17 protein-coding genes are annotated in these 21,495 nt (G+C 72.8%); 12 read left to right on the forward strand and 5 right to left on the reverse strand.

What is annotated here, in order from left to right:
- Positions 1–10: 10 nt before the first annotated feature.
- Complete coding sequence (locus EV378_RS18145; RefSeq protein ID WP_132426949.1) at positions 11–2,431, reverse strand: 4Fe-4S dicluster domain-containing protein; 2,421 nt, start codon at positions 2,429–2,431, stop codon at positions 11–13.
- A gap of 585 nt (positions 2,432–3,016) precedes the next feature.
- Between EV378_RS18145 and EV378_RS18150 the strand changes: the two genes are divergently transcribed.
- Genes EV378_RS18150 through EV378_RS18180 form a run of 7 tightly spaced genes read left to right on the forward strand, consistent with a single transcriptional unit; the run spans position 3,017 to position 10,864 of the window.
- The gene (locus tag EV378_RS18150; protein WP_132426951.1) at positions 3,017–3,283 is read left to right on the forward strand and encodes a hypothetical protein; all 267 of its coding nucleotides are present in this window, start codon (positions 3,017–3,019) and stop codon (positions 3,281–3,283) included.
- A gap of 27 nt (positions 3,284–3,310) precedes the next feature.
- A complete protein-coding gene (locus EV378_RS18155; RefSeq protein WP_207908701.1) occupies positions 3,311–3,886 on the forward strand; it encodes a hypothetical protein in 576 nt (191 codons plus the stop codon).
- The gene (locus tag EV378_RS18160) at positions 3,873–6,905 is read left to right on the forward strand and encodes an ATP-binding protein (RefSeq protein WP_132428094.1); all 3,033 of its coding nucleotides are present in this window, start codon (positions 3,873–3,875) and stop codon (positions 6,903–6,905) included. The genes EV378_RS18155 and EV378_RS18160 overlap by 14 nt, the downstream gene beginning before the upstream one ends.
- A complete protein-coding gene (locus EV378_RS18165; protein ID WP_132426953.1) occupies positions 6,902–8,821 on the forward strand; it encodes a hypothetical protein in 1,920 nt (639 codons plus the stop codon). Before EV378_RS18160 ends, EV378_RS18165 begins: the two co-directional genes overlap by 4 nt.
- Positions 8,811–9,413 (forward strand): hypothetical protein, encoded by a 603-nt coding sequence (locus EV378_RS18170; protein ID WP_132426955.1) that lies wholly within the window; start codon positions 8,811–8,813, stop codon positions 9,411–9,413. Before EV378_RS18165 ends, EV378_RS18170 begins: the two co-directional genes overlap by 11 nt.
- Positions 9,410–10,432: a C40 family peptidase gene (locus EV378_RS18175; protein WP_132426957.1), complete on the forward strand. Its 1,023-nt coding sequence runs from the start codon at positions 9,410–9,412 to the stop codon at positions 10,430–10,432. The genes EV378_RS18170 and EV378_RS18175 overlap by 4 nt, the downstream gene beginning before the upstream one ends.
- A gap of 18 nt (positions 10,433–10,450) precedes the next feature.
- Complete coding sequence (locus EV378_RS18180; protein WP_132426959.1) at positions 10,451–10,864, forward strand: hypothetical protein; 414 nt, start codon at positions 10,451–10,453, stop codon at positions 10,862–10,864.
- Here EV378_RS18180 and EV378_RS18185 read toward each other — a convergent pair.
- Genes EV378_RS18185 through EV378_RS35390 form a run of 3 tightly spaced genes read right to left on the reverse strand, consistent with a single transcriptional unit; the run spans position 10,780 to position 13,903 of the window.
- Positions 10,780–11,601: an ESX secretion-associated protein EspG gene (locus EV378_RS18185; RefSeq protein WP_132426961.1), complete on the reverse strand. Its 822-nt coding sequence runs from the start codon at positions 11,599–11,601 to the stop codon at positions 10,780–10,782. The genes EV378_RS18180 and EV378_RS18185 overlap by 85 nt on opposite strands.
- On the reverse strand, positions 11,598–12,371 hold the full coding sequence (locus tag EV378_RS18190; protein WP_132426963.1) for an ESX secretion-associated protein EspG: 774 nt from the start codon (positions 12,369–12,371) through the stop codon (positions 11,598–11,600). Before EV378_RS18190 ends, EV378_RS18185 begins: the two co-directional genes overlap by 4 nt.
- On the reverse strand, positions 12,371–13,903 hold the full coding sequence (locus tag EV378_RS35390; protein WP_165922328.1) for a hypothetical protein: 1,533 nt from the start codon (positions 13,901–13,903) through the stop codon (positions 12,371–12,373). Before EV378_RS35390 ends, EV378_RS18190 begins: the two co-directional genes overlap by 1 nt.
- A 233-nt stretch (positions 13,904–14,136) precedes the next feature.
- Between EV378_RS35390 and dnaK the strand changes: the two genes are divergently transcribed.
- From dnaK to EV378_RS18225, 4 genes are all read left to right on the forward strand, one after another.
- Positions 14,137–16,005 carry a molecular chaperone DnaK gene (gene dnaK / locus EV378_RS18210; protein WP_132426969.1) on the forward strand — a complete coding sequence of 623 codons (1,869 nt, stop codon included), beginning with the start codon at positions 14,137–14,139 and terminating at the stop codon, positions 16,003–16,005.
- Positions 16,002–16,730, forward strand: coding sequence for a nucleotide exchange factor GrpE (gene grpE / locus EV378_RS18215; RefSeq protein WP_132426971.1), 729 nt, complete (start codon positions 16,002–16,004; stop codon positions 16,728–16,730). Before dnaK ends, grpE begins: the two co-directional genes overlap by 4 nt.
- Positions 16,731–16,815: 85 nt before the next feature.
- Positions 16,816–18,030 carry a molecular chaperone DnaJ gene (dnaJ, locus tag EV378_RS18220; RefSeq protein WP_132426973.1) on the forward strand — a complete coding sequence of 405 codons (1,215 nt, stop codon included), beginning with the start codon at positions 16,816–16,818 and terminating at the stop codon, positions 18,028–18,030.
- A gap of 5 nt (positions 18,031–18,035) precedes the next feature.
- A complete protein-coding gene (locus EV378_RS18225; RefSeq protein ID WP_132426975.1) occupies positions 18,036–18,506 on the forward strand; it encodes a heat shock protein transcriptional repressor HspR in 471 nt (156 codons plus the stop codon).
- 4 nt (positions 18,507–18,510) lie between these two features.
- Here EV378_RS18225 and EV378_RS18230 read toward each other — a convergent pair whose 3' ends face one another.
- Positions 18,511–19,794, reverse strand: coding sequence for an MDR family MFS transporter (locus tag EV378_RS18230; RefSeq protein WP_243653532.1), 1,284 nt, complete (start codon positions 19,792–19,794; stop codon positions 18,511–18,513).
- 139 nt (positions 19,795–19,933) lie between these two features.
- Between EV378_RS18230 and EV378_RS18235 the strand changes: the two genes are divergently transcribed.
- Positions 19,934–21,475: an ABC transporter substrate-binding protein gene (locus EV378_RS18235; protein WP_132426977.1), complete on the forward strand. Its 1,542-nt coding sequence runs from the start codon at positions 19,934–19,936 to the stop codon at positions 21,473–21,475.
- Positions 21,476–21,495: the final 20 nt, after the last annotated feature.

Raw genomic sequence — 21,495 nt, forward strand, 5'->3', positions numbered from 1 at the left:
CGTCCGTGGGTCAGCTCTGGGACTCGGAGCGCTCCTCGCTCGCCGAGCTGTCCGCGGAGGAACCGTTCGCGGTGGACCCGTTCGAGGACGACCCGTTCGCCGAGGCGTCGGACGGCTGCGGCTCCTTCTCGGCGTCCTGCTTCTCGGACTCCTCGGCGGGCGCGGAGCCGTTCGAGGAACCGTTGGCCGCCGGGTCGCCGCGCTTCACGGCGGCCAGCAGCATCTGCGACACGTCCTGGACCTGGACGTTGTCGCCGAGGCCGTCGCTCTGCTTCTCGGTGAGGCCGTCGGAGATCATCGTCCGGCAGAACGGGCAGCCGACGGCGATCGTGCCGCCCGCGGCCGACCCGTCGCCGCCCTTCGCGGAGGCGCCGACCCCGTCCAGGGTCTCGATCGCCTCGGTCGTGCGGTTCACGTTCACCCGCTGGGTGCCGAGGTGCTCCTCCATCCACATGCGCGCACCGCCGGCGCCGCAGCACATCGAGCGGTCGGCGTGCCGCGGCATCTCGGTGAGCGTCGCGCCGGCGGCCCCGACGAGCTCGCGCGGCTCGGCGTAGACCTCGTTGTGGCGCCCGAGGTAGCACGGGTCGTGGTAGGTGACGGGCGCGGCGTTGTCCGGTGCGGCGACCGGCACCAGCTTGCCGTCCCGGACGAGCTTGTTCAGCAGCTGCGTGTGGTGCACGACCTCGTAGTGGCCGTCCAGCTGCGGGTACTCGCGGCCGAGCGTGTTCAGGCAGTGCGGGCAGGTGGTGACGATCTTGCGCTTGCCCGGCTCGCGGCCCTCGAACACCGCGTTGAGCACCTCGACGTTCTGCTGCGCGAGCATCTGGAACACGAACTCGTTGCCGGAGCGCCGCGCCGGGTCACCGGTGCAGGTCTCCTCCTGGCCGAGCACGACGTACTTCACACCGGCCCGGTGCATCAGCTCGGCGGTGGCCTTCACGGTCTTCTTCTGGCCGTCGTCGAACGCGCCCGCGCAGCCGACCCAGAACAGGTACTCGGTGTCCTCGGTGAGCTCGCCGTCGAACACCGGGACCTCGAAGTCGAGGCCCTTGGTCCAGTCCAGGCGCTCCTTGGCGTTCTGGCCCCAGGGGTTGCCCTTGTTCTCGAGGTTCTTGAACAGCGAGTTCAGCTCGTTCGGGAACTCGGACTCGATCAGGACCTGGTGCCGTCGCATGTCGACGATGTGGTCGACGTGCTCGATGTCCACCGGGCACTGCTCGACGCACGCGCCGCACGTCGTGCAGGACCACAGCACGTCGGGGTCGATCACGCCGCCCATCTCGGCGGTACCGACGAGGGGGCGCGCGGCCTGCTCGTCGTTGGAACCGCGGATCCGCTCGAAGCCGGACTCCGGAACGCCGTGCCGGTGCACGTTGTCGTCCGTGAGGCCCGCGGAGAAGTCGATCGCGCCTTCCTCGGGCACCGCCTTGCCGCCGATGATGTACGGCGCCTTGGCCATCAGGTGGTCCCGCAGGTCCATGATGACGAGCTTCGGCGACAGCGGCTTGCCGGTGTTCCAGGCCGGGCACTGGCTCTGGCAGCGACCGCACTCGGTGCAGGTTGCGAAGTCGAGCATGCCCTTCCACGTGAAGTCCTCGATCTTGCCGCGGCCGAACGTGTCGTCCTCGCCGGGGTCCTCAAAGTCGATCTTGACGCCGTTCGACTCCATGGCGGGCAGCGGGCCGAGCGCCTTCGGGTAGCGCTTGGCCGACACGTTGATCGGCGCGGTGAAGATGTGCAGGTGCTTCGAGTAGGCGACGATCACGAGGAACGCCAGCATGACGCCGATGTGCAGCAGCAGGCCGATGCTCTCGACGATCTCCAGCGCCGGCGTGCTCAGACCGGTGAACAGGTTGCCCAGCCCGATCGACGCGAACGCACCGGACTTGTACGGGAACGCCCCCAACGCCGACGACGCGGCCCGGAAGAAGAACAGCGTCCACAGCACGTTGAAGATCATGAAAAGGATCAGCCAGGCGCCACCGGTGTGCGAGCCGTAGAACCGGGAGTCACGCTTCTCGCGCTCGGGGGAGTTGCGCACCCGGATGATCGCGAACACACCGAGCGAGATCAGGCAGAGCACCGCGATCAGGTCCTGGAGGAACCCGAGGGGCGCCCAGGTGCCGATCAGCGGGATGTGGAACTCCGGGTCGAACAGGGCGCCGTACGCCTCGATGTAGACGGTGAGCAGCAGCACGAACGCCCAGAACGTGAAGAAGTGCGCCAGGCCGGGGACCGACCACTTGAGCAGCCGCTTCTGGCCGAACACCTCGACGAGCTGGGTGCGCACCCGCCTGCCCAGGTCCTCGCTCCGGTCGTGCGCCGGTTGTCCCGACTTGATCAGTTTGTAGATCTCGAAGGCACGCCGTCCCGCGATCGCCAGCGCGATCACGGTCAGAGCAAGTCCGACCACCAACCTCCACACCATGCGTGCCTCCTTGAACACTCGCTCCGCGTGGTGGTGGGCACGCGGAGGCAATCCGCCAGAAGGGTAGTGCGCCGCGGGCCGGGCCGCGCTCCTGCCGGGACCGGACCGGTTACCGAAGAGTAGCGGGACGACTCTGTCATTCCGGGAACCCGTCGGGAAGCCGAGAAGGGCCGCGTGGGGCGAGGGTCACGTTCACGGTCGTGAACGATCGGTGACCGGTTCGCCTCGCCCCGTCGCCGCGACGCCCGGTCGCGCGCCGTCGTCGGCCCGCGGGCTCGACAGCCGTCGACGGCCTCGTGACGTGCGAGAATGTGCGTCAGTCGGGACCGCTTCCGGTGCTGCGCCCCCGTCTGCGTTCCGGACGACGAGAGCCCACTCGCCCGTACGGCCCTGTCGCTTTTCCGTCCCGGTGACACGGCGTAGCCCGGCGGCTCCGGACACGGAGCGTCAGCTAACATCACGCCGGTTCGGCGTGTTCTACTCGTCTCTTGACCGATGCCGAGGATGATCACTGCGGTCGTCCCGTGCCGCGCGGCGGACGGCAGGGCAGCGCAACAGCGGGGCGACGGTCCCGGAGGAGGAGCCGTGAAGACCACTCCTGAGGCACTCGGGTCGTGGCTCGCTCAAGGGCTCAGTACGAACAACCTCCAGAGCTGGATCACGAACAACATCGTGCCGCTCATCCTGCTCGCCATCGCCGTGATCCTGCTGTGGATCGGTGGCCGCGGCGACAACGCAGGCGTGGCCCGGCGCAGCATCGGCCTGATCGTCGGCCTCATCGCACTGGGCATCGCGGTGACCGGAAGTGGTCCGGCCGTCGGAAAAGCGATGGCCGAGCTGTTGACCGGGTGAGTCGTGCTCGTTCGCACCGATGACGAGGTGTATCGCATCGACGCGGTGTGGCTGGGCCCGCCGCGTGCGACGTTCCCGTGGCGCGCCCGCTACGTGAGCTACGGCGTCGGGCTGCTCGTCATGATGCTGATCATGTTCGCGCAGCGGCGCCTCGGCGTGCCGCTGGACTTCTTCTCGATCGCGTGGGCGCTCGTCGGCACCGTCGCGATCACCCGGCTGCTCGGCAAGAAGATCACCTTCGAGCGACCGTTCGGCCAGGTCGTCACGCAGTTCTGGTCGGAGGTGACCGGGCCTCGCAAGCGCACGACGGGCGGCGGCGGGCACCTCAGGGCCGGCCATGTCCGGGTCCGGTCGACGCGGAGCGCGCCGGTCGCACCCCGGCGTGCCGCGGCGGATCGGCGGGCGGCCGCTGCTCCGCGGGCGACCGCAGAGGTCGCCGCCGGGCAGACGCCCCCGCAGTCGGCGGTCCGCGACGGCCGGGCGGCGCCGGTCCGGACCGCGCCGGACGCGTGGTCCACCCGGCGGTCCCGCCCCGCGACGACGGCCGCGCCGGCGCGTCGGACGGGACGGACGACGAAGGAGGCCCGTCGTGGCCGCGGGTGAGCGGACCGAACGCAGGCGGGGCCGCCGGTCGCTGGCCGGCGAGGGCGGCTCCTCGTTCAGCCCGTCCATCGCCCTGCGCTCGATCGACGGCCACCTGACCCGCACCGGCGGCCAGGTCATGGCCTGGTACCGGCTGGCCGCGCAGGCGTGGAGCTTCCGCAGCGACTCGCAGCGCGAGGTGCTGATACGCCAGATCGCGGCGCAGCTCGGCGAACTGCAGGGCCGCTGGCTGCACCTGCGCGTGACCACGCGTCCGTACCCGGTGCACATGTGGGCGGAGTCGTTCGACCAGAACGCGCTCGGCCGGATGCCCGACGTGCCCGGCGCGCTCGGCTGGGACGGGTTCCTCGAGGGCGAGCAGCGCCACCTGATGGGTCTGTCCATGTCGGACAAGGAGGTGTTCCTCGGCATCGAGGTGTCCGGCCGGGGGATGCTCGACCGCTGGGTGGACAAGGCGGCACCGGTTCTGGACAAGCTGGTGCCGTCAGCAGTGCGTGCCGAGCTCGCCGCGCTCGAGTCCGAGGTCAACCACCTCGACGTGCTCGTGGCCGGGTCCGGGCTGGACGCGGTGCCGGCGAACGCCGAGGACATGGCGTGGCTGATGCACCGTTCGGTGGCGCTCGGCCTGCCCGCGCCGCGCGGTCTGTCCTCGGTGCCCCGTGGCGTGACGCGGTGGGAGAGCGAGGACCTCGCCGCGTTCACCGAGGGCGTCGACGTGTTCCAGGAGCCCTACGCCCCGACCGTGCAGGTGACCGGCCGGATCCGGAACCAGACGGTCACCCGGCACGTCGCCGTCCTCTCGGTCGGGCTGATGGAGGGTCTGCGGATCCCCGAGGTCGACGACCCGTGGATGCAGCACTCGGACCGGCTCCCGTTCCCGGTGGAGTGGTCGGCACGGATCTACGTCCGGCGCCCGGAGGACGTGACCGGTGAGCTGCAGCGCCAGATGGGCAAGGTGCGCAGCCAGATCCGCCACTACACCCACGACCATGACCTCGACCCGCCGATGTCGCTCGCCCGCCAGGCGGACCGGGTGCTCGAGGTCGAGGACGAGCTGACCAGCGGTCTGACCCAGCTGAACACGCGGCTCTACGGATGGTGGCGGATCGCGGTCAGCGGGCGCGACGAGGAGGAGACGACGACGCGCGCCCAGCAGGTCGTCGAGCTCTACCGGCCGAAGGTGCAGATCGAGCACCCGGAGGCGCAGTACCGCTACGCGCGCGAGTTCGTGCCCGGCGAGCCGCTGGCGTCCACGGCCTACCGACGGCGCGCGTCGGTGACCTGGGCGGCGGCGGGTGTCCCCGCGGCGACGGCCAGCGTCGGCGACCGCCGCGGGATCATGCTCGGCGAGACCTGCACGGCCACCCGGCGCCCGGTGGCGTGGGACCCCTGGCTCGCCCAGGAGGTGCGGCGCGCGTCCGGCCTGACCGCGATCGTCGGCGGCCTGGGTTCCGGGAAGTCGTTCCTCACCGGGCTGATCGTCTACAAGACCCTGCGCAGCGGTGCACGGTGGACGGTGCTCGACCCCTCCGGCCCGTTGGCCGAGCTGACCCGCCTGCCCGAGCTCGCCCCGTTCTCCCGGCACATCAACCTGCTGCGCGCCGACCCCGGCATCCTGAACCCGTACCGGGTGGTGGCCGAGCCGCGTCCGGAGCACTACGCCGACGACGAGGACCCCGAGCGGGCCTGGCGACGCGAGCGCTCGCTGGCCGCGGCGACCCGGCGCCGGCTGGTGCTCGACGTGCTGTCCGGCCTGCTGCCGTACGAGATCTCCCGGCAGCCGCATACCCGGATCGTGCTGCTGCGCGCCGTGCGCGAGGTCGGCGGCGCCCCGGACCGGCATCCCGGGATGGTGATCGACGCGCTGCGACGGCACGCGCGCGACGGGGAGGAGCACGCCGGCGTCGTCGCCGACTTCCTGGACGAGCGCCGCGAGCTGCCGCAGGCCGCGCTGCTGTTCCCGGACGAGACCCGTGACGACCCGTGGCAGGCCGACCGGGACTACCGGTTCACCGTGCTGACGATGCAGGGCCTGTCGCTGCCCCGGCCGGGCAGCCCGCGCGAGGAGTGGACGGACAACGAGGCGCTCGGCGTCGAGCTGCTGAACCTGGCGTCCTGGCTGACCCAGCGCACGATCTACGACGCCGACCGCAACCTGCGCAAGGGCGTCGCGCTGGACGAGACGCACTTCCTGTCCCAGGTGCCGACCGGCAAGGTGCTGATCGACCGGCTGGCCCGCGACTCCCGCAAGTTCAACGTCCGGGCGCTGTTCGCCTCCCAGCTGGCGGGCGACCTGTTGCGGGTGTCCGGGTTCGCGTCGCTGGTGAACGCCGTGTTCGTCGGCCGCACCGACGACGAGGAGGCGCAGGCCGAGGCGCTGCGGCTGCTCCGCGTGCCCACCGACGTCGGCTACGAACAGATGCTCGGCACGCTCTCGCCGCGCCCGCGACACGACGACCGCCCGGACGACACGCCGCGCCAGTTCATCTTCGCCGACGGGCACGGCGGCGTCGAGAAGATCCGGATCGACCTGGAGGCCCCGCACGTCGAACACGTGCGTGAAGCACTCGACACGAACCCGGACGCGAGCCGCGTGCAGGTCAGCGGCGCGCCGTCGTACGAGCTCCAGGCTCCGGACGAGCCGAGCCCGCTGCCACCCGCGGCGCCGCCGGCCCACCCGACGAACGGGTCCGTCCCGACCGAGGTGGACGGCGACGACGTGTCGCTGCGGATCGGGCCCGGCGGCGACCAGGTGATCACGGGCTCCACCGAGCTGCGGGCCGGTGGGGTGCCGGTCGTGGCGGGCGACGGCGGGCTGCTCGACGACGAACAGCTCGATCTGCTCGACGAGCTCGACGAGGGCTGGCACGAGGATCTCGACGACCCGGCGTCCGACGACCGGAGCCCCTCGAACGGCTCGAACGGTGCGCACGCCCCGAACGGCTCGAACGGCTCGGACCGGTCCGGCGGGTCCGCCGCCGGTGACGGCGGGGTGCGCGCCGGCGAGGCCGGACGGTGATCCCGAACGACCCGACCGGTGGCGCCGGGTGGTTGCCCGTACTGCTGGTCGTGGCGGCGGCGGTCGTGGTGGCCGTCCGCCGCTCGCGACGCTCGGCATCGCCGTCGCCGCCGCGGCGTCGCCGGGCCGCACTGCTCGTGGTGACGGCCCTGGTGGGCGGCAGCGTGCTGCTCGGCTCGCCGGCGATGGCGCAGTCGCTGGACTGCAAGCAGGCGCCGGAACCGGACCGACCGGGGACCGGCCTCGTCGGCTCCCTCGACCCGCCCCGCCCGGACGGCGGCGAAGTCGGCAGCGTCTACCGCGAGGTCGGGTACGCCGGTCTGACCTGGCACAACTACGACCTCGGCTGCGCGACGTCCGGTGTGCTGAACCCGTCGGTCACGACCGACACGTGGCTCGGCAACCAGACGTTCAACCTGGCCAAGCTCACCGTCGGCGGCGTCAACTGGTCGCACTACCTGATCGCCGACGGCGGTGAGCTTTTCGCCCCGCTGGACCAGGTGATCACGAGCGCGACCAGGGCGATGTACGAGACCGTGTTCACCACGTGGGTCGGCATCGCGCTGCTGGCCTTCGCCGTGATCATGCTGGTGCTGTCGTTCCGCGGTGAGCTGGCCCGCCAGGCACAGCGCGGTGGGATCGCCGTCCTCGCGCTGCTGATCGGGTCGGCGGCGTACCTCGCGCCGGTGGACTGGTCGAAGGCCGCGGACGGGTTGCTGCTCGACGGCGTGACCCAGATGCAGGAGGGCTTCCTCGGCCAGATCGGGCTCGGGAACCGGGACACGCTGCCGACCGTGCTCGTGGACCAGGTCGCCTACCGCAACTGGCTGCGCGGGACGTTCGGGTCGCCCGACGTGCCGCAGGCCCAGGAGATGGGCCGCGACCTGCTGCGGGCTCAGACGTTCACGATCGACGAGGTCGACCAGCGGCAGGACAACCAGCAGCTGGCGGACAAGAAGAAGGCCGACTACGCCGCGCTCGCCGACCGCATGGGCGACCGGTACTCCTACTTCACCGGCGCCACCGGAAGCCGGATCGGCTCCGGCGCACTGGCCGCGATCATGGCCGTCTGCATCGCGCTGTTCCAACTCCTGTCCAAGGTCCTGGTGCTGGTCGCGCTGCTGGTGATCCGGCTGATGGTGATCACCGCGCCAGCGATCGCGGTGGTCGCGCTGCTCAAACCGGACGTGATCCCGGCGATCCTGCGGGTCGCCGGCTCGGCGATCGTGAACACGCTGATCGTCGGCGCGCTGGCCGGGCTGCACGCGCTGCTCGTCGTGTCGCTGTTCCGGCCGGGCTCGAACGTCGACCTGTGGCTGGCGCTGCTGGTCACCGGCGTCGTCACCGTCGTGCTGTGGGCCGTCGCGCGCCCGTTCCGGCGCCTGGTGTCGATGGTGTCGCTGACCAGGGAGCAGTTCGGCGGGATCGTGCCCGGTGTCGGCGACGGGCCGATGGCGCGCACCTGGCAGCGGTTCCGTGGGCCGGCTGCCGGCGACGACCGCCAGAGCCGCTGGTGGGCCGACCGCGAGAACGGCGTGGGCTCGCGTGATCCGGACGCCGTGCGGCCCGAGGCGGAGGCCGTGCCGTCGCAACCCGTCGGCCCCGGCGCCCGCCCGCGGCGGCGCGCACGTGCGGAGCGGGCCGAGCCGGCCACACCGCAGACCGCCGAGGCGCGGCGCGGGCTGCCGGTCGGCGCGTCCGTGCGCCCGTCGACGACGGCCGGGTTCACCGGTCGCCCTGACCAGGGCGAGGTCGACGACCGGTCGATCTACCGGCGTCCGGACTCGCCGCGAAGGGGCGGCGACCCGGTGCCGGTCCAGCCCGAGCTCGTCGACGGCGTGCCCGTCTACAAGATCTACCGTCCGCGCGCCGCCCGGGCCGCGGACGGATCCACCTGGAGCCGCCGTGCCGATTAGGTCGTCCCGCGGCCGGGCCGGGGCCTACCGGTCGCTGTGGCAGTGGCCGCTGCGCTCCCCGTTGCGGCTCGCCGCCGTCACGATCGTCGCGCTCGCGCTCGTCGGCGGAGCCGTGTTCGTCGGCAACAAGGTCGGCGGCTCCGCGCGCAGCGGAGGGCTGCTCGCCGAGGGTGCTCCGCCGTCGTCGACCGCGCCTGCGCAGGGCCCTGACCAGGCCGCCGTCCCGACGCCGACCGCCCTCCCGCCCGTCGCTCCGCTCACGCCGCAGGAGCTCCCGCTGTCCGCCGCGCCACCGGAGGCGCTGCAGGCGGCGCGCGCCTGGACCGCGGCGTGGGTGAACCACCCGCCGGGCATGACGAACGAGCAGTGGGTGGCCGGCATGCGCGCCTACACCACCGACGAGTACCTCGGCGTGCTCGCCGCGGTGGACCCGTCGAACGTTCCGGCCTCGGCCGTGACCGGGTCCCCGCGGGCGACCCGGGTGTCGCCGCGCAGCGTCCAGGTGGAGGTGCCGACGGACGCGCTGCGGCTGTCGGTGCTGGTGGTGGACACCGGAGCCGGCTGGCGTGTCTCCGGTTACGACCGGGCATGAGCCCGCCCGTCTCGCGATTCCTGCGGCCCCTGCGGCTGCTGCTCCCGTTCCTCGTCATCGGACTCGCGCTGGTCCTGTTCCTGACCGTCGGCTTCCTCGCGTTCAGCCCGAACATCGGCAGCCGCAACCGTCCGAGCGCCAACTGCGACGCGGGGATCGGCACCGTCGGGCCGGACTCCGCGGGCGGCGCGACGATCGACACGCTCACGCCGGACCAGCGGCAGAACGCGTCCGAGATCATCAGCGTGGCCAAGGAGAAGGGCGCCCCGCCACGGGCCTGGCTCGTCGCGCTGGCGACGGCGATGCAGGAGTCCACCCTGCGCAACATCAACTATGGCGACCGGGACTCGCTGGGCCTGTTCCAGCAGCGCCCGTCGCAGGGGTGGGGCAGCCCGGCACAGGTCACCGACCCGCGCTACAGCACGGGCATCTTCCTGGACCGGCTGCTCGCATTACCCGGATGGGAGCAGATGCCAGTCACGGTCGCGGCGCAGACCGTGCAGCGCTCCGCGTTCCCGGACGCCTACGCGAAGTGGGAGCGGCTGGCGACGCAGCTCGTCGAACAGGTCGGCGACGTCTCCGACCCCACCGGCTGCGGCTCGGCGCCGACCGGGGCACTGCCGCCCGGCGCGGCGGGCGCGGCGATCGGGTTCGCGCTGCGCGAGGTCGGCAAGCCGTACGTGTGGGGCGCGACCGGGCCGGACGCCTACGACTGCTCCGGGCTGATGCTCCGCGCGTTCCAGGCTGCCGGCATCACGCTGCCGCGCGTCTCCCGCGACCAGTACAACGCCGGCGGCCACGTCCCCGTGCGCCAGGCGCAGCCCGGTGACCTGCTGTTCTACGCCACGGACCCGTCGGACCCGTCGACGATCCACCACGTCACGCTCTACATGGGCAACAACCAGATGGTCGAGGCGCCGAACCAGAACGTGCCGGTGCGGGTGCAGCCGGTGCCGTGGGACTACGACGAGCTCGTCCCGTACGCGACGCGGCCAGCCACCACGCCGAACCCGGCCTGAGCGGGCCATCATGGGCGCATGCCCGCGTCCACGACCCCGTTGCGCGACTACCTGGACCGTTCGTCCCCCGGCTCGGCCGGCCCCGACCACCTCGTGGTGCCCCGGTCGCTCGCCGAGTCGATGCCGCTGCGCTGGCAGCAGGTGTTCGCCGGGATGCTGGCCGATCTGCACGACGCCTACGCCGACCTCCCGTGGCCGCAGTACCGGGTCACGGCCGTCCGGGACGAGGCGCTCACCGATCTCGACGACGACCAGCTCGCGGCGACCGGCTACCAGGCCGATCTCGGGCCGGACGGAACGCTGGAGTACCGCGGACCGGACGGCCGCCCGGTCGCCGAGCCGGAGCGTCACCAGGTGCTCGCGCCGGTGCGGGACCCGATCCCGCCGGTGTCGGCGGGACGCGTGGAGCCACGCCCTGCGCCACGGCGCTGACCCCGGGCGGTCACCCGGATCAGCTCCTCGATCTCGGAGGCCAGCCGGTCCCCGGTCGCCGGTGCCGTCACCAGCGCGCCAGGCGGGCCCGCGCACGGTCTCTGGCAGCGGTGCCCGGACGCGGTGCGCTGCACGGTGATCCGGTACGGCCCGTGGCGCACGCCATCGGCGTGGCGCAGCGTGACGCCGATCCGCGACACATCGCGGACCTCGCGGTTCGCGTCCACCAGCGTCCGGGCGCCCGCCCCGCTCACCCCCCGCCGCATCAGCTCGACGACGAGCCGGTGCGTGTCCTCCCCCGCCGCCGCGACCGCGTCGGTGACGACGGCGACCGGGACCCGCACCGGCCGTCCGACCGCAGGTCGCAGCGGTCCCAGCAGCTCCGGCACGGCGGAGATCGCGCGTCCGGAGGGGAGGGCCCTGAGCGCGACGTCGTCACCGTGGCGGACGGCGAGCACGCCCGTCGCGGCGTCGACGCCCGCGACCGCGTGGAGGCCGCGAGGTCCGTCCAGCTCGACGGCCAGCGGGGCGCAGCACAGCCGCCGCAGCGTGGCGGCGACCGTCGCGGCGATCCCGGCCCGCTCCAGCAGGCCCCGCGCGGCGAGGTCGTCGCGGGCGTCGGTCAGGGCGGGCTCCCCGCGGTCGTGGAGTTCGAGCGCATCCGGCGGGTCCAGCGCGAGCAGCGTGCACAGCACGTCGATCTCGGCAACGGACAGCCGGAGCGGTCCCGGACTCACCGCGCCCCGGGACCGGCCCCGGCGACGAGCTCGTCGAGCTCGTGGGTCAGCGCCGCCGCGTCCACCGGCCCGGCCTCGACGACGGTCTCCACACCGGCGCGTGGAACCCGGCGCTGGCGGTACACCCCGTGGTCCGTCACGTGCACCAGCAGCGGATGGGTGGCCCGCCGCCCGAGGTGGGTCGCGCCGAGCTGACCGGCGCCGGTGAGCTCGCCCATCCGCAGCACGGCGACCGCGTCCGGCCCGTCCACGCCGCGGCGCATCAGCTCGGACGTGAACCGGTCCCGATCGCCGTCGCTCGCGGCGGCGGCGTCGGACAGGACGTCGGCCGGGATCCGGACCGCAGGGCCATGGCCGGGCCGCACCGCCCCGATGAGCCCGACGAGCTCGGCCGACGCCCGGCCCGGCGCGATCCGGGCCAGCGCGACCCGCTGGTCCAGGCGGGCGGCGAGCACGCAGTTCGGGTCCTCGGTGGCGGCGACCGCGGCGAGCCGGACGGGCGCGGACACGACCAGGTCGCGGACCGTCCCCGCGCCGGCGAGCGTCGTCAGGTCGGCGGCGAGTGCAGGCACCGGGGCGGATCCGCGCACCAATCCGCGTGCGCGGAGCGTGCCGATCGCCCCCGCGACGATCCGGTCGCGCTCCGCATAGGTCCGGCCGCGGCGCCGCAGCTCCAGCGCGGCCGGGGTGTCGCCGAGGTCGAGCAGCTCCCACGCCACGTCGAACTCGTCGACCGACAGCACGACGGACCGTGCCCAGTCGACCGCCATCAGCCGTCCTCCTCGGGTGCGAGTACGGGTGGCGAGTGCGGGAGGTCGACGTCGAACGGTTCGCTCGTCGGCAGCAGGTAGCGGTTGCGGTGCGCATCGCCGTCGGGGCGTGCCCCGCCCATCCCGCCCATCATCGGCGCGTAGCCGGGGCCCGTCCCGCTGCGCCCGGTCACGGCCGGCTCGCCCGCGACCGTCCTGCCGAGCGGGCCCTCCGTGGGCGTTCGTGACCACGTCCTCGACCCGGTCTCGCCCGGGAGCCGGGACGACGTCTCCCCGGAACCCCCGGACGGACCGGGCGCACCGGAGAGCCCGGGGCTGCCGCCGCCGGACCGCCCGTACCCGCCGACGCCGCCCGGTTCACCGAGACCGACCCCACCGCCGCGCCAGGCCCCGGAGCCCGCCCGCCCGCCGGTCAGCGGCGACCGTCCGTCCGAACCGGACGAACCCCACGCGGTCGGCCGGCCCGTACCGGCTCCCCCACCGGATCCGGCCCAGCCACCGGGTCGTCCGCCGACGCCGCCCGCGCCGGTCCGGGCCGCCGGGCTTCCGTTCACGAGGTCCCTTCCGAACTGTTCCCCGCGCCGGATCCGCTCCTGCTCCTGGTCGCCGAGCCCGGTAGCACCGTTCGCGCCGGCAGACCCCGCCGACCCCGCGGGCGACGTCGTGCCGCCCGGACTCGTCCGGCCAGTACCTACACGGTCCGGACCACCGGCCGTCGTACCCGATCGAGTGCCGCCGCCGGATCCGGCCGGACCCGATGTGCCCGGTCCGCCGGGGACCGGCGCCGGCGCCGTGATGGGCGGTGCCGAGCCGGCCGCCGGAGGGGGTGCCGCCGCCGGAGGGGGTGCGGCGGGAGGCGTGCTCACAGCGGGTGGGGCATGGGCCGCGGCCACCGGCGGCGCCGCGGACGACGACGCGCCGACGCCCGCCCCACCGCCGCCGCCACCGGACTCGGTGCCGTGCGCCGCCGCACCGACCGGTACCGCGGACGGCATCTGCCCGTCCGTCACGAACCGGTCGTCGGCCGCGCGGGCGTTCGCCTCGTGCCAGCGCAGCGCGTCGTTCGCGGCGGCGTCGTGCTCCTGGTCGCGCCGCAGCACCGAGACGTGGTCCTCGCCGTCGGCCCACGGCCGCATGTCCCACACGTACTTGGAGGGCTCCATCGCCAGCTGGATCCAGCTGAGCTTGCTCGGGTCCTCGAACGCGATCCGCGTGCGCATCTCGTCGAACGAGTGCCCGTAGTCCAGGATCCGGTCGGCCCCGTTGGCGGCCAGCGATCGCGTGTCCGCCGCCCGGTCCACGATCTGTTGCGACGACCGCTGCGCGGCCTCCGAGGCCGGGCCCGCCCAGGAGACACCCAGGCCGCGCATGGACCGCCCGGCCGCGTCCGTGATGTCCCCGAGCCGCTCGCCCATCGTCCGGACGCTGTCCGCGCCGGCCTCGACCGCGCGCATCCCCGGCTGGCCGGTCACCCACGCGTACTTCTCGGCCAGGGAGTAGCCCTCGTAGCGCTGGGTCTCGATCGCCGACATGACCGCAGCGTAGGGACGCAGCACAGGTCGGCGGGACGTTCCGGGGAAACCGTTCGCACCTGCGATCGCGGCGAGAAAGTTGAGTCGGGTGGGAACAACTCTGCATGGTGACCCGTTGGGGCGGGTAGGAACAGGTTGAGCAGCCGCGGCTCAAGTAGTGTCGGGGCCGTCTGCTACAACGTGAGCCGACCCAGCTCATATCTACGCGCAAGACAACCACGGAGGCAGTCACCATGGCTCGTACGGTCGGTATCGACCTCGGGACCACCAACTCCGTCGTCGCCGTCCTCGAGGGTGGCGAGCCGACGGTCATCGCGAACTCGGAGGGGTCCCGCACGACGCCCTCGGTGGTCGCGTTCGCCCGCAACGGTGAGGTTCTCGTCGGCCAGTCGGCCAAGAACCAGGCCGTCACGAACTCCGACCGCACGTTCCGCTCGGTGAAGCGGCACATCGGCACGGACTGGAAGACCCCGGACATCGACGGCAAGACCTACGGGCCGCAGGAGATCAGCGCCCGTGTCCTGCAGAAGCTGAAGCGCGACGCCGAGTCCTACCTGGGTGACGACGTCACCGACGCGGTGATCACCGTGCCGGCGTACTTCGAGGACGCCCAGCGTCAGGCCACGAAGGAGGCCGGCCAGATCGCCGGCCTGAACGTCCTGCGGATCGTGAACGAGCCGACCGCGGCGGCGCTGGCCTACGGCCTGGACAAGGGCGACAACGAGCAGACGATCCTCGTCTTCGACCTCGGTGGCGGCACGTTCGACGTGTCCCTGCTGGAGATCGCCGAGGGCGTCGTCGAGGTCAAGGCGACCAACGGCGACAACCACCTCGGCGGCGACGACTGGGACGAGCGGATCGTCACCTGGCTCGTCGACAAGTTCAAGAGCGCCCAGGGCATCGACCTGACCAAGGACAAGATGGCCATGCAGCGGCTGCGTGAGGCCGCGGAGAAGGCGAAGATCGAGCTGTCCAGCTCGTCGAGCGCCGCCATCAACCTGCCGTACATCACGGTCGACTCGGACAAGAACCCGCTGTTCCTGGACGAGACGCTGTCCCGCGCCGAGTTCCAGAAGATCACCTCGGACCTGCTGGAGCGCACGCGCCAGCCGTTCAACCAGGTGGTCAAGGACGCCGGCATCTCGGTCGGCTCGATCGACCACGTCGTGCTCGTCGGCGGCTCGACCCGCATGCCCGCGGTGACCGAGCTGGTCAAGGAGCTCACCGGTGGCAAGGAGCCGAACAAGGGCGTCAACCCGGACGAGGTCGTCGCGGCCGGTGCGGCCCTGCAGGCCGGCGTGCTGCGCGGCGAGGTCAAGGACGTCCTGCTGCTCGACGTCACCCCGCTGTCCCTGGGCATCGAGACCAAGGGCGGCGTGATGACCAAGCTCATCGAGAAGAACACCACGATCCCGACCAAGCGCTCGGAGATCTTCACGACGGCCGACGACAACCAGCCGTCCGTCCAGATCCAGGTGTTCCAGGGCGAGCGGGAGATCGCGGCCTACAACAAGAAGCTCGGCATGTTCGAGCTCACCGGTCTGCCGCCCGCCCCGCGCGGTGTCCCGCAGATCGAGGTCTCCTTCGACATCGACGCGAACGGCATCGTCAACGTGTCCGCCAAGGACATGGGCACCGGCAAGAGCCAGGAGATGCAGATCACCGGCGGCTCGAGCCTGGGCAAGGACGAGATCGACCGCATGGTCAAGGAGGCCGAGGCGCACGCCGAGGAGGACGCCAAGCGTCGCGAGGAGGTCGAGACCCGCAACCAGGCCGAGACCCTCGTCTTCCAGACGGAGAAGTTCGTCAAGGAGAACGACGAGAAGCTCCCGTCCGAGGTGAAGGACTCGGTCAACGCGGCACTGGGCGAGGTCCAGGAGGCGCTGAAGGGCACCGACAACGAGGCCCTGAAGTCCTCGATGGAGAAGCTGGCCACGGAGTCGCAGAAGATGGGCTCCGCGCTGTACGCCCAGCAGGGTTCCGACGACGCAGCGGGCACCGCGGGTGACGCCGGCTCGGCCGGCGGCGCGCAGGCCCAGGACGACGACGTCGTCGACGCCGAGGTCGTGGACGACGACGACAAGGACAAGGGCCAGAAGTGAACACCGACGACCGGGACGACGGAACGGTCGGCGGGCACGCGGAAGGCCAGGACGAGCCGGTGACGATCCGGGACCGCCGCAAGGTGGTCCCGGAGGGCACCGAGACTCCGGAGCACGGCACCGTGGCCGGGGACGGCACCGCCGCCCCCGGCCCGGCGGCCGGCCCGGCCGACGGGGTCGACCCGGAGGTCGAGAAGCTCACCGCCGAGGTCGCCGAACGCACGGCGGACCTGCAGCGGGTCAGCGCGGAGTACGCGAACTACCGGCGGCGGACCGACCGGGAGCGCGAGAGCGTCCTGGTCGGCGCCAAGGCGTCGTTCGTGTCCGACCTGCTGACCGTGCTCGACGACTTCGAGCGTGCCGAGCAGCACGGCGACCTCACCGGGGCGTTCAAGTCCGCGGCCGACAAGGTCGTGGGTGTGGTGACCAAGCTCGGGTTGGAGCCGTTCGGTGTCCAGGGCGAGCTGTTCGACCCGTCGCTGCACGAGGCCGTCCAGCACGAGCCGTCCGACGCGAGCGGCCCGACCGTGACGGTGCTGTCGACGGTGCTCCGTCGTGGCTACCGGATCTCGGACCGGGTCCTGCGTCCGGCGATGGTCACCGTGCAGGACCGCGCCGAGTCCGAGGTCCCCGCCGAGACGACGGCGGAGACCGTGGAAGGCGGGGCGGAGCCGCCGTCGGCCGACGGCGGGCCCGGCGGTGGCGAGCCGCAGAACCCGGCCTGACCGCCGGCGTAGTTGATCGTGGACGCCGGGTCCCGGCTCCGGGCAGGACGCCCGGTGCCGGGACCGGATCCGGAAAGGAGGCGGGATGACCCAGCGCGACTGGATCGAGAAGGACTACTACCGCGACCTGGGCGTCTCCTCGACGGCATCCCAGGACGAGATCAAGAAGGCCTACCGGAAGCTGGCCAGGGAGAACCACCCGGACGCCAACCCCGGCAACCCCGAGGCCGAGGCGAAGTTCAAGGCGGTCTCCGAGGCGAACGGCGTCATCGGTGACCCGGACAAGCGCAAGGAGTACGACGAGACCAAGGCGCTGTTCCGCGGCGGTGGCGGTTTCGGCGGCGGTGGGTTCCCGGGCGGTGGCGGCTTCGGCCGCGGGGCCGGCACCGAGAACATCGACCTCGGTGACCTGTTCGGCCGCTCCGGCGGCGGGGCGGGCGGCGCCACCGACCTGAACGACCTGCTCGGTGGCCTGTTCGGCCAGTCCGGTGGGGGCGGCGGCGGTGGCTTCGGCGGGGGTGGCGGCAGCCGCTCCCGGCGGGGGGCGGACGTCGAGACCGAGGTCCGCATCTCGTTCGAGGAGGCCGTCCGCGGCGCCACGATGCCGCTGCGCATGACGTCTCCCGGCCGCTGTGAGCGGTGCGGAGGCACCGGCTCGAAACCGGGCACGACCCCGCGTACGTGCCCGACCTGCAACGGCCAGGGCCTGGTCAGCCGCAGCCAGGGAGCGTTCGCGTTCTCCGAGCCGTGCCGCGACTGCCGCGGTACCGGCCGGATCATCGACGACCCGTGCCCCGAGTGCCGCGGCGACGGCGTCAGCAACCGGACCCGCACGCTGACCGTGCGGATCCCGGCAGGCGTCGACGACGGCCAGAAGGTGCGGATCGCCGGTCAGGGCGAGCCGGGCCGCGGAGGCGCGCAGGCCGGTGACCTGTACGTCCTGGTGCACGTGAACCCGCACCGGGTGCTCGGCCGGTCGACCAAGAACGCCGACGATCTGACGATCACCGTCCCGGTGACCTTCCCCGAGCTCACACTGGGTGCGACCCTGACCGTGCCGACGCTGGACGGGACCGTGTCGCTGAAGGTGCCGGCGGGAACCACGAGCGGTCGCACCCTGCGGGTGCGCGGGCGTGGTGTGGAGCGCAAGAACGGCAAGAAGGGCGACCTGCTCGTGACGGTCGAGGTGGCGGTCCCGCAGAAGCTGGACGACGCCGCGTCCGAGGCGTTGCAGGCCTACGCCGAGGCGACGAAGTCGTTCGACCCCCGGGCCGACCTGCTCGGGAACGCTGGGAGGTGACGGTCGTGCCGGCACGGCGCAGCACCGGGGGCACGGACGGCAACGGTCCCGAGCACGGACTGCCCGCAGGGGCGGGCCAGGACAGCCCGGTGTTCGTCATCTCCGTCGCGGCCCAGCTGTCCGGACTGCACGCCCAGACGCTGCGCAGCTACGACCGGCTGGGGCTGGTGAGCCCCGGCCGGTCGTCCGGCGGCGGGCGCCGGTACTCGGCCCGCGACATCGCGCTGCTGCGCGAGGTCCAGCGGCTCTCGCAGGACGACGGCGTGAACCTCGCCGGCGTGAAGCGGATCATCGAGCTGGAGCAGCTCGTCGGTGAGCTCCGCGAACGGATCGAGGAGCTGAACGCCGAGCTCGCGGAGACGCACGCCGCCGCCCAGCAGGCCACCGCGGCCGTGCACCAGTCCTACCGGCGCGATCTCGTGCCGGTGGACCGTCGCCAGGCGCTGGTCGTCTGGCACCCGGACCGCAAGGACTGACGGGTCAGGACGCCGAGGCCGTCGCGGCCGGAGCGGTGAGCCTGCCCCGTCGGGCGAGCGTGCCCAGCACGGCGGCGCCGGCCAGCGGGACGGCCGTCATGACGAGGAACGGCACGGCGGCGGGCACCGCCGGGTCCAGCAGGGCGCCCACGGCCGTCGAGCCGAGCAGCACCATCACCCCGCCGAACGAGGCGAGCACGCCGAAGTGTGCGCCCAGGCGTCGCTCACCGGCCAGGCGCGGGACGAGCGACTGCGCGACCGGGACGGCGAGCATCTCGCCCGCGGTCAGCAGCACGACCATCCCGACGGCGGGCACGAGCAGCGCCCACGACGGTGGCACGGGCAGCATCCGGGCCACCGCGACGACCGCGAACGCCGTCGCCATCAGCGCGAACCCGAGCACCACCGAGCGGCCCTCGCCGAGGCGCCCGGACCAGCCGGTCACCCGCAGCTGCAACGTGATCACCAGGACCGACGAGACCACGAACAGCGGGCCGAGTGCCGCCCCGCCCCCGACACGTTCCAGCTCGGCGGGCAGCGCCAGGTAGAGCTGGTTGTAGCAGAGCAGCCAGCCCGAGTAGCCCGCCGCGAACACGACGAACCGCCGGTTGCCGAGCACCTCGGCCCATCCGGCCAGCACCGGCTCGCCCGCGTGCTCCGCCTCGCGCCACGGCAGCCACGCGAGGTGCGCGAGTCCGATCAGGACGAACGCGCCGGCCGCGACGAGGCAGGCCAGCCGGAAGTCGACGAGCAGCAGCGCCGTCCCGACGAGCGGGCCGGTGACGGTCCCGACCTGCCCGCTGACCGCGAACAGCGCGAACACCTCCGTGCGCGTCGACCCCTGTCCGGAGCGCTCCCGCTCGCCGGCCTCCCTGGCCAGAGCCGACTCCACGGCCGGGGAGAACAGCGCCGCCGCGAACCCGGTGAGCAGCGCGCCCGCGATCACACCGGACGCCGACGACGCGGCGCCGAGCAGCACGAACCCGACCACCCGCAACGCGCACCCGGCCAGCACGACCGGCTTCGCCCCGTAGTGGTCGGCCAGCGTGCCGCCGACCACGAACATGCCCTGCTGGCTGAACGTCCGCAGCCCGAGCACGAGTCCGACGACGGCGGCCGCGAGTCCGAGGTCCTCGGCCAGGTGCGTGGCCAGGTACGGCAGCACCATGTAGAAGCCGATGTTGAACGCCATCTGGGTGAGCACGAGCAACCGCATGACCGGGGGCAGCGCGGCCAGTCGGGTCACCGGGCGCGGCCATCGGGGGCGCAGCGCGCTCGTGATCGTCACTGACCATTCGTAGCATGCTGCTACTGAGTGGCAGGTACGACATATGCGCTTTCGCGCACATCTCTTGACTAGCTGAACGGCTGTGCAGACGATCACCCGGACGCGCGCCCGGCGTGTCCCGCACGCCGAAAGGACCTCGATGGTCACCGCCTCACGCCCGCGCACCCGCGCCCGCGTCGCTCTCGCCTGCGCAGCGGTCGGACTGCTCGCGGCGTGCGGTGGAGGCGGCTCCGGGACCGGGGTACCGGTCCCGGACGGCCGGATCACGGTCGCCGCGCAGTTCAGCCCGGACTCCGGCTACGGCATCGACACCGACGACGCGTACGTCCTGTCCCAGCTCGGCGTCACCGAGAGCCTCGTCGCCTCCGGTACCGACGGTGTCGCGCGTCCGCGGCTGGCCACCGCCTGGAACCAGGTCGACCCGCGTACCTGGCGGTTCACGCTGCGCCATGGCGTCGTGTTCCAGGACGGCACGCCGCTGAACCCGGCCGCCGTCGCGCGGTCACTGACGTGGCTGGCCGGCGTCAGCACACCGCCGAGGGCGATCAAGGGCGTCGGGCTGGCCGTCGTGCCGGACGGCGCGGACGGGGTCAGGGTCACCACGACGAACCCGGACCCGATCCTGCCGCTGCGGCTGTCCGCGCCGTCCACCGGCATCCTCGCGCCGTCCGCGTACGCCGCGACCCCGCCGAAGGTCCAGGGCACCGGCACCGGCCCGATGACGATCACGGCTGCCAACGGCACGCAGAGCGCCGAGCTCGCGCGGAACGACCGGTACTGGGGCGAGCGCCCGACGCTCTCCGGGGTGACCGTCAACTACGTCAGCGACCCGGCCGCGCGGGCCCTCGCGCTGCGCGCCGGGGACGCGGACATCGCGCAGGGTCTCCCGGAGTCGTCGGCGCTCGAGTTCACCGACTCGAACGGCTACACGAACCAGACCGTCGCCGCCCCGCGTACCGACTCGCTGCTGCTGAACCAGTCGGCGGCCCCGTTCGACGATCCCCGGGTGCGGCAGGCCGTGACCGCCGCGATCGACCGGACCGCGCTCGCCGAGCAGGCACTCGCCGGATCGGCCGTGCCGGCCTCCGAGCTGTTCGGCCCGGCCGTCCCGTGGGGCTCGTCCGCCCCGCCGCCCGCTGCCGACGTGGAGCGGGCGAAGTCGCTGCTCGCCCAGGCCGGGTACGGGCCGGGACGTCCGCTGCAGGTCACGCTCGCGACGTACCCGAACCGCCCGGAGCTCCCGACGCTGGCCACCGCGATCCAGGCGATGCTGCGCGGCGCGGGCATCGAGGCGACGATCCGGGTCGGCGACTACGACGCGGACGAGCCCGACCTGCTGGCCGGGAAGTACCAGATGTACATCCTGTCCCGCAGCTACCTCACCGACGTCGCGGACGCCGGTGCCACGCTGAGCACGGACTACACCTGCCAGGGCTCGTACAACATCAACAGCTACTGCTCGCCGCAGTTCGACGCGATCGTCGCGCCGCTGGCCACGCAGACCGACGCCGCGCAGCGCCAGGACGGGTTCCGGAGGGCCGCGGAGAAGCTGAACGCCGACGCCGTCGGCGTCCCACTCGTGCACACGCAGGTCAACGGCGTCGGACGTCAGGTGGCCGGGTACGCCGTCGACCCCCTGGAGCAGTCGCTGGTGACGCCGGGGCTGGCCACGACGCAGTGACCGGGCCGACCCAGTGACCG

Source organism: Pseudonocardia endophytica (assembly GCF_004339565.1).
Taxonomy (GTDB): domain Bacteria; phylum Actinomycetota; class Actinomycetes; order Mycobacteriales; family Pseudonocardiaceae; genus Pseudonocardia; species Pseudonocardia endophytica.